At 72.3% G+C, this 15675-nt stretch carries 16 protein-coding genes; 7 read left to right on the top strand and 9 right to left on the bottom strand.

What is annotated here, in order from left to right; translation table 11 throughout:
- Positions 1 to 4: 4 nt before the first annotated feature.
- Positions 5 to 583 (top strand): alkaline shock response membrane anchor protein AmaP, encoded by a 579-nt coding sequence (gene amaP, locus QBL25_RS11590; RefSeq protein ID WP_409056942.1) that lies wholly within the window; start codon positions 5 to 7, stop codon positions 581 to 583.
- A gap of 146 nt (positions 584 to 729) precedes the next feature.
- Here amaP and QBL25_RS11585 read toward each other — a convergent pair whose 3' ends face one another.
- The 5 genes from QBL25_RS11585 to QBL25_RS11565 all read right to left on the bottom strand — a co-directional run bounded on the left by QBL25_RS11585 (position 730) and on the right by QBL25_RS11565 (position 4515).
- A complete protein-coding gene (locus QBL25_RS11585; protein WP_409056941.1) occupies positions 730 to 1485 on the bottom strand; it encodes an SDR family oxidoreductase in 756 nt (251 codons plus the stop codon).
- Positions 1486 to 1536: 51 nt separating this feature from the next.
- Complete coding sequence (locus tag QBL25_RS11580; RefSeq protein WP_409062616.1) at positions 1537 to 2325, bottom strand: SURF1 family protein; 789 nt, start codon at positions 2323 to 2325, stop codon at positions 1537 to 1539.
- 105 nt (positions 2326 to 2430) lie between these two features.
- On the bottom strand, positions 2431 to 2664 hold the full coding sequence (locus QBL25_RS11575) for a hypothetical protein (RefSeq protein ID WP_249590727.1): 234 nt from the start codon (positions 2662 to 2664) through the stop codon (positions 2431 to 2433).
- Positions 2665 to 2753: 89 nt separating this feature from the next.
- A complete protein-coding gene (locus QBL25_RS11570) occupies positions 2754 to 3761 on the bottom strand; it encodes a DEDDh family exonuclease (RefSeq protein ID WP_409056940.1) in 1008 nt (335 codons plus the stop codon).
- A gap of 103 nt (positions 3762 to 3864) precedes the next feature.
- Positions 3865 to 4515 (bottom strand): TetR/AcrR family transcriptional regulator, encoded by a 651-nt coding sequence (locus QBL25_RS11565; protein WP_409056939.1) that lies wholly within the window; start codon positions 4513 to 4515, stop codon positions 3865 to 3867.
- A gap of 84 nt (positions 4516 to 4599) precedes the next feature.
- On the opposite strand from QBL25_RS11565, the gene QBL25_RS11560 reads away from it, so the two are divergent.
- The 6 genes from QBL25_RS11560 to QBL25_RS11535 all read left to right on the top strand — a co-directional run bounded on the left by QBL25_RS11560 (position 4600) and on the right by QBL25_RS11535 (position 10696).
- A complete protein-coding gene (locus QBL25_RS11560) occupies positions 4600 to 5397 on the top strand; it encodes an acetoacetate decarboxylase family protein (RefSeq protein WP_409056938.1) in 798 nt (265 codons plus the stop codon).
- Between the two features lies 1 nt (position 5398).
- Positions 5399 to 6283, top strand: a complete 885-nt coding sequence (locus tag QBL25_RS11555; protein ID WP_409056937.1) for an SDR family NAD(P)-dependent oxidoreductase — start codon at positions 5399 to 5401, stop codon at positions 6281 to 6283.
- Positions 6284 to 6293: 10 nt separating this feature from the next.
- Positions 6294 to 7586: an amidohydrolase family protein gene (locus QBL25_RS11550; protein ID WP_409056936.1), complete on the top strand. Its 1293-nt coding sequence runs from the start codon at positions 6294 to 6296 to the stop codon at positions 7584 to 7586.
- The gene (locus QBL25_RS11545; protein ID WP_409056935.1) at positions 7583 to 8821 is read left to right on the top strand and encodes an amidohydrolase family protein; all 1239 of its coding nucleotides are present in this window, start codon (positions 7583 to 7585) and stop codon (positions 8819 to 8821) included. The genes QBL25_RS11550 and QBL25_RS11545 overlap by 4 nt, the downstream gene beginning before the upstream one ends.
- 217 nt (positions 8822 to 9038) lie before the next feature.
- A complete protein-coding gene (locus tag QBL25_RS11540) occupies positions 9039 to 10037 on the top strand; it encodes a sterol desaturase family protein (RefSeq protein ID WP_409056934.1) in 999 nt (332 codons plus the stop codon).
- A complete protein-coding gene (locus QBL25_RS11535; RefSeq protein ID WP_409056933.1) occupies positions 10034 to 10696 on the top strand; it encodes a lysoplasmalogenase in 663 nt (220 codons plus the stop codon). Before QBL25_RS11540 ends, QBL25_RS11535 begins: the two co-directional genes overlap by 4 nt.
- Here QBL25_RS11535 and QBL25_RS11530 read toward each other — a convergent pair.
- The 4 genes from QBL25_RS11530 to QBL25_RS11515 all read right to left on the bottom strand — a co-directional run bounded on the left by QBL25_RS11530 (position 10665) and on the right by QBL25_RS11515 (position 15613).
- Positions 10665 to 11675: a CopD family protein gene (locus QBL25_RS11530; protein WP_409062615.1), complete on the bottom strand. Its 1011-nt coding sequence runs from the start codon at positions 11673 to 11675 to the stop codon at positions 10665 to 10667. The two genes, QBL25_RS11535 and QBL25_RS11530, sit on opposite strands and share 32 nt — an antisense overlap.
- A 174-nt stretch (positions 11676 to 11849) precedes the next feature.
- Entirely contained in the window at positions 11850 to 12401 is a 552-nt protein-coding gene (locus QBL25_RS11525; RefSeq protein ID WP_409056932.1) for a hypothetical protein, read from the bottom strand.
- A gap of 69 nt (positions 12402 to 12470) precedes the next feature.
- Entirely contained in the window at positions 12471 to 14057 is a 1587-nt protein-coding gene (locus QBL25_RS11520; protein ID WP_409056931.1) for a S8 family peptidase, read from the bottom strand.
- A gap of 14 nt (positions 14058 to 14071) precedes the next feature.
- Entirely contained in the window at positions 14072 to 15613 is a 1542-nt protein-coding gene (locus QBL25_RS11515; RefSeq protein ID WP_409056930.1) for a S8 family serine peptidase, read from the bottom strand.
- Between the last annotated feature and the right edge of the window lie 62 nt (positions 15614 to 15675).

Here is a 15675-nt window from a genome sequence, read left to right as displayed (position 1 = left end):
CGCGATGCTGAAGACGGTCAACCGTGTGGTGCTCGGCCTGCTCGGCCTGGTGCTCCTGCTCGGCGGCGGTTCGGTCCTCGCGGTCGGACTCGGGGCTTCGCCGCCCTCGTGGTGGGTCCACGACTCAAAGCGCGACGTCCTGCTGAGCGACGCGGACCGCTCGCGGTGGCGCGACGAGGGCTGGTTCTGGCCCACGGTGATCGCCGTGCTCGCGGTGTGCCTGCTGCTCGCCCTGTGGTGGCTGGTGGCCCAGCTGCGACGGCGCAGGCTGGCCGAGGTGCTCGTGGAGACCGGTGACGGCGAGGGCGCGCTGCTGCGGGGACGCGCCCTGGAGGGCGTGCTCGTGGGCGAGGCGGAGTCGCTTCAGGGCGTGCAGCGGGCCGGGGTGTTCCTCACCGGACGCCGCAACGCACCCGAGGCACGGGTCTCGCTGCTCCTGGAGCCCCACTCGACGCCCGGCGAGGCCCTGCACCGGCTCTCCACCGAGGCCCTGGCGCACGCGCGGGACTCCGCGGGGCTCGACCGGCTGCCGGCGGAGGTGCGGCTGCGGGCGGTGAAGCACCGGGCCGAGCGGGTCAGTTGAGGTCAGCCGAGGCTCGCCGACGTCAGCCGAGGTCCCCCGACGTCAGCCGGGGGACGCCGAGTGCTGACGGGCGGGGGCCGTGCGAGGCGGCCCCCGCCCAGTGTCGTCCGATCCCGTGAGACCCGGTCCCCTGCGGAACCCGGCCGCTAGAAGCCGTGCCGCGCCCCGCCGTCCACCGGCAGCATGATCCCCGTCAGATACGAGGCGGCGGGCGACAGCAGGAACGCCGCGGTCCGGCCGAACTCCTCCGGGGTGCCGTACCGGCGCAGCGGGATCCGCGACTCGTTGTCCGCGCGCGTGGCCTCGGGGTCCACGGAGAGCCCGTCGAGCTGGCGCACCCGGTCGGTGTCGATACGGGACGGCAGCAGGCCCACGACACGGATGCCCCGGGGCCCGAGCTCGTCGGAGAGCGACTTGGCGAAGCCCGCGAGTCCGGGCCGCAGCCCGTTGGAGATGGTGAGCCCCGGGATCGGCTCGTGCACGGAGGCGGACAGCACGAAGCCGATGACGCCCCCCTCGCCGAGCTCCGCCGCCGCCGAGCGCGCCAGGCGGACGGCCCCCAGGAAGACCGACTCGAAGGCCGACTCCCACTGCTCGTCCGTGTTGTCGGCGACGAAGCCGGGCGCGGGGCCGCCGACGCTGATCAGGACGCCGTCGAAGCGCCCGAAGTGCTTGCGCGCGGCGGCGATCAGCCGTCCCGCGACGGCCGGGTCGGCGTTGTCGGCGGCCAGGCCCCGGGCGCCCTCGCCGAGCTCGGCCGCCGCCTCGGCGACCGTCTTCTCGTCCCGGCCGGTGATCAGTACCTTCGCGCCGTCCGCGACGAGCGCCCGCGCGGCGGCGTTGCCCAGGCCACGGGTGGCGCCGGTGATGACGTAGACGCGGTCCTTCAGTCCAAGATCCATGGCTCTATCCTGCCGCCTCGCGCCGACGGTGTCTCCGGCGAGGGGGTGGCGCTACACGGCGGCGGGAGTGGCCTCCGGGGCCGGTTCGCGCGCGGCGGCCCTGCGGTCGCGGACCTCCCTGCGCACCAGGACCACCCAGCCGATGGGCACGCCCGTGCAGAACAGCCACCACTGGACCGCGTATGCCATGTGCGGGCCGATGTCGCCGTGCTCGGGCTCGCCGATCAGCTGGGGGGAGTCGCCGGGGGGCTCGGGCGAGGTCAGCTCGACGTATCCGCCGAGCACCTCCTTGCCCAGGCTGTGCGCCTGCTGGCCGCTGCTGATCAGCATGATCTGACGGTCCGGCAGGCCCTGGACGTCCTTGATGCCGCTCTGCGCGGACGTCTCGTCGGCCATCAGACGGCCGATGAGGGTGATCTCGCCCTTGGGTGCCGGGGGCACCTCGGGGAACGCGGTCTGCGGTCCGTTCGCCGGGATCCAGCCCCGGTTGACCAGCAGGACCTTGCCGTCGTCGAGGACGAAGGGGGTCAGGACGTGGAAGCCGATCTCCTCGTCCGCGTTCGTGCGGCGCCGCACGACGACCTCGTCCTTCGTGTCGTACGTGCCGTGCGCGCTGACCCTGCGGTAGCGCTCGGAGTCCGCCACGGAGTGGCCGGGCGAGGTCAGCCGCTCGGCCGGCACGGGCTTCGCGTCCAGCGCCTCGGAGATCTCCGCGTTCTGCCGGACGCGGTGCTCGTGGCGGTGCAACTGCCAGAAGCCCAGCTCGATCATCGTGGGGATGAGAACGAGGGCGATGAGGGTGAGGATCACCCACTGCCGGGACAACAGGAAGCGGTACACCCCACGACGGTACAACTCGGTCGTGGGGTGCACGGGGGTGGGGTACTCCGGAACGGAGCCGCGCGAGGCCTTCGGGGCCCCCGGGGCTCCGGGGCGGAGCCCGGGTCACACCCTGTCGACGATGCCCACCTGCCCCTCCGCCCGGGAGCAGTGCGCACCGCAGTACCACTGTCCCTCGACCTCCACGCCCTGGCCGATGATCCGGCAGCGGCAGTGCTCACAGATGGGCGCCATGCGGTGAATGGCGCAGGAGAAGCAGTCGAAGACGTGCACCGCGCCTTGCGCGTGCACCTCGAACGACATGCCGTAGTCGTTTCCGCAGACCTCGCAACGTGCCATGCGCCACAGGGTGGGACGCGCGGCGCCCGCATGCGAGCAAGCAGGCGGGTGCCGGGCCGACAATCACCCGTCTGACGCCCCTGGGCGGCTCAGCCCTCCGCCGCCGGGGCGACGTCCTGGAGGAGCTGGCCGAACGCGGCCTCGTCGATGACGGGGGTGCCGAAGCTCTTGGCCTTCACGGTCTTGGAGGTGCCCGAGTCCGGGTCGTTCGTGACGAGGAGGCTGGTCAGGCGCGACACGCTCGTCGCGATGTGCAGCCCGGCCTCGACGGCGCGGTCCTCCAGGAGATCGCGCTCGACGGAGGTGTCGCCGGAGAACGCGACCCGCATGCCCTGCTGGAGTGGTTTGCCCGTTTCGTACCGCCCGGGGTTGGGATAAGGGCAGGCGGGGCGCTTGCGCGAGGGGCGCCAACTCGACGGGCCGTACGAGGAGTAGGACGGCCCGGCGGAGCCCGGTCCGGTGGGCTGGCGGACGATGCGGGGCGCGCCGTCGGACCACTCGGTGAGCGGCCGGCACTCCAGGAGCGGCAGCCGCACCCCGCCGCCGGCGGCGGCCAGGAGACTGGGGCGGAAGGCTTCGGCGAGCACGCGCGCGTCGTCGAGGGCGTTGTGCGCGTGGCGCTGCTCGACGCCGAAGTGCGCGGCGAGCGACTCCAGCTTGTGGTTGGGCAGCGGGAGCCGCAGCTCCTTGGAGAGGGCGATGGTGCACAGGCGCTGGCGCACGGGAGCGGTGAGCTCGGCGCGTGCGTACTCCCGGGCGATCATCGACCAGTCGAAGACGGCGTTGTGCGCGACCAGGACGCGGTCGGCCAGGCGCGCGGCGAACTCCTCGGCGATGTCCTTGAAGAGCGGCGCGCCGGCGAGGAGCTCGCTGGTGAGGCCGTGGATCCAGACGGGGCCGGGGTCGCGCTGGGGGTTGACCAGGGTGTACCAGTGGTCCTCCACTTCGCCCCGGGCGTCCACGCGGTAGACGGCAGCCGACACTATGCGGTCGTCGCGGGCGAGACCCGTGGTCTCGACGTCGACGACCGCGTACCCCGTTGGGTACGCGGCCGGCCAAGAGGCTGCGGACGCTGCGGTCGTCTGGTCTTCGAGCATGGTCCATGAGGATACGGGCCGCGACTGACAGTCAGGTGCCCGGTCCGCCGCGCGGGTGGGCCGGGTGGCCGATTCCGTCGCCGTCAAAGGTGCCTGCGGCGGCTCAGGGCCGCAGGAGTCCGGACACCAGTGCCGTCACCGACAGGGTGAACAGCGCCTCGGGGTCGACGGGTCGGGCGAGCGCGCGGGCGAGCGCCGGGTCGTGTTCGGCTCGCCGGGTGCTCCACAGTTCTTCTTCGCCGGGGCTCTGCACGGGGGCGCGTTCGCGGTTGCGCTCGACCAGGACGTGGCCGACGACGTGGACCTGTACCGCGCGTACGGCGTCGGCTGCGCGGGTGCCGCGCAGCCCGGCGGCGTGCACCTCGTGGACCAGGACCTGCTGGGCGGGCAGGAACATGCGCTCGGTGAGGCCGCGTTCGTGGACCATCGCGACGAGGTGCGGGTGGTCGCGCAGCTGGCGGCGCAGGGCGCGCGCGACGGAGACGATGCGCCGGTCGGGGGTGCGGCCGGTGGGGTGGACGGCGCCGAGGTCGGCGAGGGTGCGGTCGACGAGGGCGTCGAGGAGCGATTCGCGGTTGCCGACGTGCCAGTAGATCGAGGTGACGGCGGTGCCGAGCTCGGCGGCGAGCTTGCGCATCGTCAGGGCCTGCGGGCCGTGCTGCTTGACGAGCGCCGTGGCGGCGGCGAGGACCTGCTCCCGGTCGAGAGGACCGCGTTCCCGGTCCGGATGCGTACGCGTCTCTTCACTCTTCACGAGTCCTGTTGTAACTGTGTTACAGAACCTCCCGCAAGTCCCCGTCGCGGGCTCGGCTCCCGCGCCGACGAAGGGTGGTACGACATGGCACGGGTACGGTACGGAGCGCGCACCGAGGCGGAGATCGCCGCGTCGCGCGAGGCGAGTTCGAAGCTGCCCGACATCTGGTCCACGGGTGTGGTGGCCGTCTGGGAGAGCGATCCGGACGCGGTGGCGGCCGTTCTGCCGCCGCCCCTGAAACCCACGTCCCGGCCTCTGGTGCGGGCCAACATCAGCAAGGTCGACCTGCCCGGATATCCGCTGGGCGCGGGCTCGGTGGCCGTCGCGGCCGAGCACGCCGGGGTGACGGGCTGGTATCCGCTGGTCATGCCGATGACCCACGAGCGGGCCCTGATCGGCGGGCGCGAGGTCTTCGGGGAGCCGAAGAAGCTGGGCGAGGTCGAGGTGGAGCGCGACGGTCTGGTCGTGCGTGCCTCGCTGGCCCGGCACGGCATCGCCTTCGTGGAGGTGCGCGGCGCGGTCAGCGGCGACCTGCCGCTCCCGGAGCCGGTCCAGAAGACGGACTTCTACTTCAAGTTCCTGCCGGCGGTGGACGGTTCGGGCTTCGACGCGGACCCGGTGCTCGTGCACTGCGTGCGCAACGAGAAGGTCCGCAAGCTGGAGGGCGTCACCGGCGACGTGGTCCTGCGCGAGTCGATGTACGACCCCGTGGCGGATCTGCCCGTGCGCGCGGTCGTCGAGATCACGATCGGCGAGAAGACCACCGACCAGAAGGGCCGGGTGGCCGAGCGGGTCAGCGCGCAGGCACTGCTGCCCTACATCCACCAGCGCTACGACGATCCGCGGCAGATCCTGGACGGCCCGCCCGAGGGGAGCGTCTGAGATGGAGCTGCGGGAAGGGCAGGTCGCCGTCGTCACGGGCGCGGCGAGCGGCATCGGCCTCGCCATGGCCCGGCGGTTCGCGGCGGACGGCCTGAAGGTGGTCCTCGCGGACGTCGAGGAGGGCGCCCTGGAGAAGGCGGCGGCCGGGCTGCGCGAGGACGGGGCGAGCGTGCACGCGCGCGTGGTCGACGTCGGTTCGCGCGATGAGGTCTTCGCGCTCGCCGAAGCGGCGTACGGGGCGTTCGGCGCCGTCCATGTCCTGTGCAACAACGCGGGGGTGGGCTCGGGGGCCGAGGGTCGCATGTGGGAGCACGAGCCGAACGACTGGAAGTGGGCCTTCGAGGTCAACGTGTGGGGCGTGTTCCACGGCATCCAGGCCTTCGTGCCCCGGATGATCGCGGGCGGCGAGCCGGGCCATGTCGTCAACACGTCCTCCGGTGACGGCGGCATCGCCCCGCTGCCGACGGCGTCCGTGTACGCGGTCACCAAGGCGGCCGTGGTGACGATGACGGAGTCCCTGTACGCGCATCTGAAGGCGGAGCACGCGCGCGTGGGGGCCTCCGTGCTCTTCCCGGGGCCGCACATGCTGCGCACGGGGCTGTGGGAGTCGCACCGCAACCGCCCCGACCGGTGGGCCAAGTCCCGCCCCCGCAAGACCCCTTACCGCAGCCTCGACCAGTGGGAGTCGGCGATGAAGGACGCCGGTCAGGAGGTGGAGTTCACGCCGGTCGAGGAGGTCGCGGACTTCGTGGCGCGCGGGATCGCGGCCGACCGCTTCTGGCTGCTTCCCGAGAGCGAGCACAGCGACCGGCAGATCAAGGCCAGGTCGCGGTCGATGCTGGACCGCGCGAACCCGGCGTATCTGGAGAGCTTCATTCTGGACTGAAGGGCACGTGATGACCGACCAGGATCCTTACCTGATCATCTCCTCCGACTGCCATGCCGGGCTTCCCACCGAGGAGTACCGGCCCTACCTCGACAGCCGCTTCCACCGTGATTTCGACGGGTTCCTCGGGGAGCGCGACGCCCGCCGCGCGGAGGCGACCCGGCTCGGCATCCGCAACGACGCGTTCGCCGCCAAGTGGTTCCAGGACAACGAGGAGGGCCTGCGCGGCGGCTGGGAGACCGCGCAGCGCCTCAAGGAACTCGACGGCGACGGGGTGGCCGCCGAGGTCGTCTTCCCCGACGCGGACGCCGTGGACAGCCAGACGGCCGCGCCCTTCGGGGTGGGCCTCGGGCTCTCCGGCGACCAGGACCCGGAGCTGGGGATGGCGGGCGCGCAGGCGCACAACCGCTGGCTCGCCGACTTCGTGTCCGAGCATCCCGAACGGCACTGCGGGGTGGCCCTGCTGCCCGTCACCGGGGAGGTCGACCGGGTCGTCGCCGAGGTGCACCGGGCCAAGGAGTCCGGGCTCGGCGCGCTGATGATCCCCTCCATGTGGGTCGACAAGGCGCCCTACCACGACCGGCGTTACGACCCCGTGTGGGCGGCGGCGGCTGAGTGCGCGATGCCCGTGGTGACGCACTCCGGGGCCGCGCCCCGCCACGAGTACGGCGACCATCTGGGGATCTACGTCTCCGAGGTGACCTGGTGGCCCGCGCGGCCGCTGTGGTTCATGCTCTGGTCGGGCGTCTTCGAGCGGCACCCGGGGCTGAAGTTCGGCGTCGCGGAGTCGGGCTGCTGGTGGCTGCCGAACCTCCTGTGGTTCATGGACCGCCTCTACCTGGGCGCGCACGGCGGCAAGAAGCTGTCGCCGTTCGCGGAGCTGAAGCGCCCGCCGCACGAGTACCTGGACCGGCAGATCTTCGTCTGCGCGACCAACACCAAGCGCCGCGAACTGGCCCAGCGCTACGAGATCGGCGTCGACAACATCCTGTGGGGCAGCGATTTCCCCCACCCCGAGGGGACCTGGCCCGACACGCGCGCGTGGCTGAAGAAGACCTTCCACGACATCCCGGTGGGGGAGACCCGCCGGATGCTGGGGCTCGCGGCGGCCGAGGTCTTCGGCTTCGACACCGAGAAGCTGGCGCCACTGGCCCGCAGGATCGGCCCGACGCCGGCCGAACTCGGCCAGGCCACCGACGAGGCGGGCCGGTCGGCCGTCGAGGCGTCCTGGGCGCGCTCGCGCGAGGTGGGCCGCCACTGGCTGACCGACCACGACTTCCCGGTACTGGGGGCCCAGACATGACCGAAGAGCGCTACACCGTCATCTCGGCCGACTGCCACGCCGGCGCCGACCTCCTCGACTACCGGCCCTACCTGGAGTCCCGCCACCACGAGGCGTTCGACGCCTGGGCGGCCACCTACGTCAATCCGTACGAGGACCTGCTCGCCGACACCGCCGACCGCAACTGGAACTCGGACCGCCGTGTCGCCGAGCTCGAAGCGGACGGCATCGTCGCCGAGGTCGTCTTCCCCAACACCATCCCGCCCTTCTTCCCGAGCGCCTCGCTGATGGCTCCGGCGCCCACCCGCGAGGAGTTCGAGCAGCGCTGGGCGGGCCTGCGGGCCCACAACCGCTGGCTCGCGGACTTCTGCGCGGCTGCTCCGGGGCGCAGGGCGGGCGTCTTCCAGATCCTCCTGAACGACGTCGGGGCGGCCGTCGAGGAGATCCACTGGGCGGCCGACGCGGGCCTGAACGGCGGCCTGCTGCTGCCGGGCACCCCGCCGGGCAGCGGGCTCCCGGAACTCTACTCGGAAGCGTACGACCCGATCTGGGCGGCCTGCGCCGAGCGCGGGGTGCCGGTCAACCACCATGCGGGGTCGGCCTCACCGCCGCTGGGCGAGGAACCGGCCGCGCGGGCCGTCTTCATGGTGGAGACGACGTGGTTCTCGCACCGGGCCCTGTGGCACCTGGTGTTCGGCGGTGCCTTCCGCCGCCATCCGGAGCTGCGGCTCGTGCTGACCGAGCAGGGCTCGGGATGGATCCCGGGCGTGCTCGACATGCTGGACTACTACCACGGGCGCCTGGTCGCGGCGGCCTCCCGGTCGGCCGGCGCCGGGACGGCCGAGTCGAAGTTCGGTGCGGGCCTGGCCGACGCGATGGGCAAGGGCCCCTCCGAGGTCTGGCGCGAGAACTGCTACGTCGGGGCGAGCTTCATGCGGCCGCACGAGGCGCAGATGCGGCACCGGATCGGCCTCGACAAGATCATGTGGGGCAGTGACTACCCGCACGACGAGGGCACGCATCCGTTCTCGCGCGAAGGGCTGCGCATCGCCTACGCGGGCCTCCCCAGGGACGAGATAGCCGCCATGGTCGGCGGCAACGCGGCCCGGGTCTACGGCTTCGACCTGGAGCGGCTCGGGGCGATCGCCGCGCGCGTGGGACCGACGGTCCAGGAACTGGACGAACCCCTCAAGGAGACGCCGGCCGGCGCGACGAGCCCGGTGTTCGCCCCCGGAGGGTCGGTACGCGTCTGGTGACGGCGCGCCCCGCCGGACCCGCTCACCCGGGGTGCGCCCCTCCCCGGGTGAGCGATCGGACGGCGGGGCACGCACGGCCCCGATTTTCTGATGTGCCCGTGTCTGTTTGAGCGTCCGCTTTTGGCGGAGATCACCAACGTCCGCCTCCTTACCCCAGGTAATACTTGTGGGTAACTACGTCTAGCGGCGGTCGTCCAGGGGCCTTTACGGTGCACGCATGCCGCCGAACCTGCCCGATGTCGTGCTGTGGTCCATACCTGCCTTCGTGCTGCTCACCGTCGTGGAGATCGTGAGCCACCGGATCCATCCGGACGAGGACGAAGCCGGGTACGAGACGAAGGACGCCGCCACCTCCGTCACCATGGGGCTCGGCAGCCTCGTCTTCGACTTCTTGTGGAAGATCCCCATCGTCGCGATCTACACGGCGGTGTACGCGCTGACGCCGCTGCACATCCCCGTCCTGTGGTGGACGGTCCCGCTGATGCTGCTCGCGCAGGACTTCTTCTACTACTGGTCGCACCGCGGGCACCACGTCATCCGCATCCTGTGGGCCTGCCACGTCGTGCACCACTCCAGCCGCAAGTTCAACCTCACGACGGCGCTGCGCCAGCCCTGGACGAGCCTGACGGTCTGGCCGTTCTACCTGCCGCTGATCGCGCTCGGCGTGCACCCCGCGGCGCTCGCGTTCTGCTCGTCGGCGAACCTCGTCTACCAGTTCTGGATCCACACCGAGCGCATCGGCAAGCTCCCGCGCCCCTTCGAGTTCGTCTTCAACACGCCCTCGCACCACCGCGTCCACCACGCCTCGCAGGGCGGCTACCTGGACCGCAACTTCGGCGGCATCCTGATCATCTGGGACCGCATGTTCGGCTCCTGGGTGGCGGAGACGGACCGCCCCGTCTACGGCCTCACGAAGAACATCACCACGTACAACCCGCTGCGGGTGGCCACGCACGAGTACGCGGCGATCGCCAGGGACCTCAGGACGGCCACCAGTTGGCGCGAGCGGGGCGGCAGGCTGTTCCGGGGCCCGGGCTGGCAGCCGCAGGCGCCACAGACCCAGCAGGCCCAGCAGGCCCAGCAGAAGGCACCGGAGCAGGCACTGGAGAAGGCACCGGAGACGCCGCCGGAGCAGGCACCGGCACAGGCACCCGAGCAGGCTTCGGCACAGGCACCCGGGAAGACTCCCGAGCCGGTCACGGAGAGCGCGGCGTGACGGTGGCGGGCCGGCGCCTTCTCACCGCCTTCGCCCTGACGGCGGCGGGCGACCTGGCGGCCCTCCTCGCGGGCTCGGAGACGGCCCACGCCGTCTTCAAGCCCCTCCTGATGCCGCTCCTGGCGGCGTACGTGGTCACGGCGAGAGGTCCGCGCCTGCTGACCGCCGCCCTCCTCTTCGGCTGGGGAGGTGACGTCCTGCTCCTGGGGGACGCCGATCTCGCCTTCCTCGCCGGCATGGGTTCCTTCGCGGCGGGGCACGTCTGCTACCTCGTCCTGTTCCGGCGCCTGGGCACGCCCCGCGCGCGGGGCGGATGGCTGGTCGCCGCGTACGCCGCCGCCCTCGTCGGCACGGTGGTCCTCCTCTGGCCGGATCTCCCGCCGGACATGCGCGGCCCGGTGGCGGGCTACAGCCTCCTGCTCACCGCGATGGCGTTCGGCGCCACGAGGCTGGGCGCGACCGCGGCGGCGGGCGGCGCGCTCTTCCTCCTGTCGGACACCCTCATCGCGACCGGCGTCGCCGAGTGGCCGCAGGCCCCGCGCCCCGACTTCTGGATCATGCTCACCTACATCGCCGCGCAGTTCCTGCTGGCCCGCGGCGTACTGGCGGACCGGAGCCCCGCGCCCCTCACCAGCGAATCGGCAGCGGCAGCGCGGTGAGCAGCGCCGACACGGCCACCACGGCCCCGAGGGCGACGACCTCCCACCGCGCGGGGGAGCAGGCGGCGGCCGGATCCGCAGCCCTGCGCAGCCGCCGGCGCGCGACCAGGGCGAGGACGGCCACGGCCGCCACGAGGAGCACCTTGGCGAGCAGCGTGCGCCCGTAGGCCGTCTCCGTCAGCTGGTCGAGGACCGTGCCCGGCGGCATCCGGCGCAGGGTGCTGCACACCCCCGTCACCGTGATCGCGGCGAACAGGACGGCCGCCACGCGCGCGTAGAGCCCCAGTACCGCGGCGCCCGCCTCCGGGGCCGACGTCCGCCACAGCCTCAGCATGCGCAGCACCTGGAGGAGGCCACCGGCCCACAGCACCCCGCAGGTCAGGTGCACCAGCGTCAGCCCCGTGCCGACCAACGCGCTGTCCTCCACCGGCGGGTGGGGCCGCAGCGCCTCCGCCACGATCACCGCGGCCAGCGGCAGCGCGGCGCCGGACGGGCGCCGCGAACGCGAGCAGAGCAGCGCCACGACGAAGGCGTTGACCTCCAGGAGGGCCAGCCTGCCGTCCCGGGAGGCGTAGAGACCGCCGAGGTCCATGTCGGAGAGCCGCTGCGGCACGAGGTTGCCGGTGGCCACCACCGAGGCAAGGCCCAGCGCGGCGACGATGCCGGCGACCGCCGCGTACGCCGCCCAGCTGCGCGGCGCACGCTCCAGCGGCGCTCCCGGCACCCGGCGGGCAAGGCGGGTCGCGTACACCTCGCCCAACTGCACGCAGAGCGCGGCGAACAGGACCGTCCGCAGGAACGTGATCCCGGCCGTGCCGGGCGCCCGGGCCTCGCCGGTGCCGCTGAGGGCCGTCGACGGGCCGAGCAGCGGCACGAGCGCGGCGACGGCCACCAGGACGAGGACGGCCACGGCACGGGCCGTCGAGGGACGGCGGCGCGGGGCGCGGTGCGGGGTCCGGGACGTGGCGGCCGCCGCCACGGCCGCGGCCTCGCCACCGGGGTCGGCGGACGGTTGTATGGAGCTCACCACAAGATCTTCACCAGGTGCGCCCTAAAGGGGCAAGTCCTGGCAAACAACTGGCGCAGGCCCCTTCCGCCCGGCCGTGGTCCGCCGGGTGGCGTGGGGGTGTGGAGTGACGCCGTGGGTGTGGAGTTACGCCGGGGGAGCGGCAGCCGCCCAGCCGAGCTTGATCTCCTTGGCGGGGTCGGACGGCTGGAGGTCCCAGCCCAGCGGGGCCGCCGTCCGCACGACGTAGGCGCCGCCGACACCGCGGTAGAACCGCAGCGGGACCACGCACTCCTTGGGCAGCTCCGCGGCCTTGTCGTCCTTCGGGGCGGACAGCCGCTTCGTCCACTTGTCGAGGTGCGCGTCGACCCGCGCGCGGTAGAAGTCGGCGTCCCCCTCGTGCCGCAGCTCCGGCCAGGTGACGGCCCACAGCGGCCACAGCTCCATACGGCCGAGGGTGGCGTCCATGACCTTCTCGAAGCCGCGCTCGTAGCCGGGGATGACGTAGGTGAAGATCTCCGTGATCATCGCGATCCCGACGAGGACGATCGCGAACGCGATCCACACCAGCCACCACACGGGGAGCACGATCACCGTGGCGGCGAACTGGAGCGCCAGCCGCCAGGTGGGCCGGACGGGCCGGGGCACCCAGCTCTCCGTGTCGACGGAGCCGAACGCGGGGTTCCGATACTCATACATGGGACGAGATCCTCTCGCGAAGGGCCGGGCGGCACGCAACCGCCCGGCCCGACGTGCCCTGCGGGAGGGCTACTTCCGTACGGCGTCGAGCGCGTCGATCATGCCCACGCCGTAGAAGCCGTTCTTGTTCTTGCCGCCCGCGCACACCGCGTCGACCTTGCCGTCGCCGTCGATGTCGTACGGATCGGTGCACTTCATGGCGTCGGCCTCGCCGTAGAGCAGCGCCTTCACCGTCGCCGACGACGCGTGCGGGTGGGCCGACTTGATCAGCGCGGCGACGCCCGCGGCGTGCGGTGACGCCATCGACGTACCCGCCTTGTAGCCGAACTTGCCGCCCGGGAGCGTCGACAGGATGCGGCCGTCCGTGGCCGGGGCGTCCGGCGTCTGGAACCGCGTCGAGTCACCGCCCGGCGCCGCGATGTCGATGACGCCCTTGCCGTAGTTCGAGTACGAGGACTTGATGCCCTTCGCGCCCGTGGCCGAGACGGTCACCACCCCCGGAAGCTGCGACGGAAGGTCGAGGCAGTCCGCGGTCTTGATGACCCGCTCCGTGGGCGTCGTGTCGTCCGGGCTCGAGTCGTCGACGATCTCGTCCTGCGCGAGGTCCGTCTTGGCGTTTCCTGCCGCCGCGACGTTCACCGCGCCCTTGCGCTCCGCGTACCGGGTGGCCCGCCCCACGGCGTCGACCAGGGCCTTCTGGTCGGCGTCCGTCGTGCAGTTGAACAGCCACGGGTCGGTGTAGTAGCTGGAGTTGGTGACGTCGACGCCGTGATCGGCCGCCCACATGAAGCCGCAGACCACGGCCTCGGTGTAGTACATGCCGGTCGCGGGCTCGGCCACCTTGAGGCTGGCGACCTTCACGCCCGGAGCGACACCGGTGACGCCGGTGCCGTTCTTCGCGGCGGCGATGGTGCCCGCCACGTGCATGCCGTGGTCGCTCTCCCCGCTCACCGGACGCCACGCGGCGTCCTTCTGCACGGGCACGCCGCCCAGGCAGCTCGCGGACGCCTTCGCGTCGAAGTTCGGCGCGATGTCCGGGTGCGTGTCGTCCACGCCGGAGTCCAGGACCCCCACGGTGACCTTCGGGCTGCCGAGCGACTCCTTGTGGGCCTTGTCCGCCTTGATGGCGGGCAGGTCCCACTGGAGCGGCTCCAGCTCGTCCTGGCCGGCGGCCGCCCGCCCCGCGGCCTTCTCGGCCTCGGCGGCGGTCAGCGGCCGGTCGGCCTCCAGGGCGTCGTCGGACTGCGCGGACAGCGGCGCGGTACGGGTCGCCCCGGCCGACGCCACGACCTTGACCCCGCGGATCTTGCGGGCGAAGTCCGCGTCCGACGCGTGCACGACGATCACGCCGATCCGGTCGTACGCGATGACGACCTTGCCGCCCGCCTTGGTGATGGCCCGCTTCACGTACGCCGACGTCTTGGCGGACGGTGAACCGGAGTGCCCCGAGCGGACGTTGACGACATAGCTCATCGACGTGCCGTCGGCCAGGGACGCGCCGAGCGCGGACACGGCGGACGACGCCGGGGCGCCGGGCCGCGCCGCGGCGTCGGGCTGGGCCGACGCCGTGCCCGGCAGGAAGGCCACGGCCGAGGCCACCGCCATGCCGAGCGGGAGTGCGAGCACGCGCCGGGAGCGCGTGAGAGGTGCGGTCATGGCGTGCGAGCCCCTCACTTCTTCACGGCGTCGAGCGCGTCGACGATCCCGCTGCCGTAGAAGCCGTTCTTGTTCTTGCCGCCCTCGCAGACGGCGTCGACCTTGCCGTCACCGTCGGGGTCGTACGGGGCCGTCGGGCAGCCCGGGTTGTCGGCCTGCTTCTTGAGCAGCCGCTGGAGCTCGGCGGGGCTCGCCTTGGGGTGCGTCGACTTCAGGAGCGCGGCCACGCCCGCCGCGTGCGGCGACGCCATCGAGGTGCCCTGGAGCCAGCCGTACTGGTTGCCCGGCATCGTGGAGAGGATGCGGCCGTTCTTCGACGGGGTGTCGGCCGGGATCTGGTACTTGTCGCCGCCGGGGGCCGCGACGTCGATGACGCCCTTGCCGTACGTGGAGTAGTACGACTTGAGGTCCTGCACGCCCGTCGCGCTGACGGTGACCACGCCCGGCAGCTGGGTGGGGATGTCGAAGCACTCGGACGGGTCGATGGTGCGCGGCACCGGCGTCGAGTCGTCCGGGCTCGAATCGTCCAGGATCTCGTCGGAGGCGAGGTCGTGGTTCGAGTTGCCCGCCGACGCGAGGTTCAGGGTGCCCTTCTTCTGGGCGTACAGCTGGGCCCGGTTCACCGCGTCGACGATGGCCCGCTGGTCGGGGTCGTCCATGCAGTTGTAGAGCCACGGGTCCACGTAGTAGCTGTTGTTCGTGATCTCGATGCCCTTGTCGGCGGCGAACACGAAGGCGCAGACGACGCTCTCCGGGTAGAACAGCTCGCTGACGGGGTCGGCCACCTTGATGCCCGCGACCTGCACGCCGGGCGCGACGCCCGCGACGCCCACGCCGTTGCGGGCGGCGGCTATCTCACCGGCGACGTGCGTGCCGTGGTAGTGGTCGGGCTTCTCCGGGCGCCAGGCGCCGGCGGAGGTGTCCGCCTTGCCGCCGACGCAGTTCGCCGACTGCGAGGCCGAGAAGTTGGGCGCGAGGTCCGGGTGCGTGTCGTCGACTCCGGTGTCGATGACGCCGACGGTGACCCTCTTGCTGCCCGGGTTGATCTTGGCCGCCTTGTCGGCGCCTATCGCGCGCAGATCCCACTGGTCGGCCTCGAGCGGCTCGGCCGCCGAACCCGCCTGCGCCTGCGCCGCCTTGGCCGCCTTGGCCTCGGACTTCGACAGGAGGGTCGGTGCGCCCTCCTCCGTGGTGCCCGCGGCCGTCAGGGGCGAGGTGCGGGTCGCGCCCGCGGAGTGCACGCCCTTGACCTTGCGCAGCTGCTTGCCGAAGTCGGGGTTGGCCGAGTGCGCGACGATCACGCCGATCTTCGGGTAGGCCACGACGACGGTGCCGTCCGCACGGGCGATCGCCCGCTTGACGTACGCGATCGTCTTGGCGTCCGTACGGGTGTTGACGACGTACGCGAGCTTCGGTGACTCGGCCTTCGCCGACGCGGTGGCGGGGGCGTCGGGGGCCGCTGTCGCGACGCCCGGTGCGAAGCCGACCGACGCCGCCAGCGCGATGCCGAGGGGCACGGTGAGCGCGATGCGGCGTCTGGAACGCAGATGAGCCATGGGATCTCCACATCATCCGGATACGTGAACTGCCCGAACACACCAAGTGATCGGGCAGGTAC

This window comes from Streptomyces sp. SYP-A7185, from assembly GCF_046103685.1.
In the GTDB taxonomy this organism is placed as follows: domain Bacteria; phylum Actinomycetota; class Actinomycetes; order Streptomycetales; family Streptomycetaceae; genus Streptomyces.
This window is presented reverse-complemented; position numbering and strand designations above follow the sequence as displayed.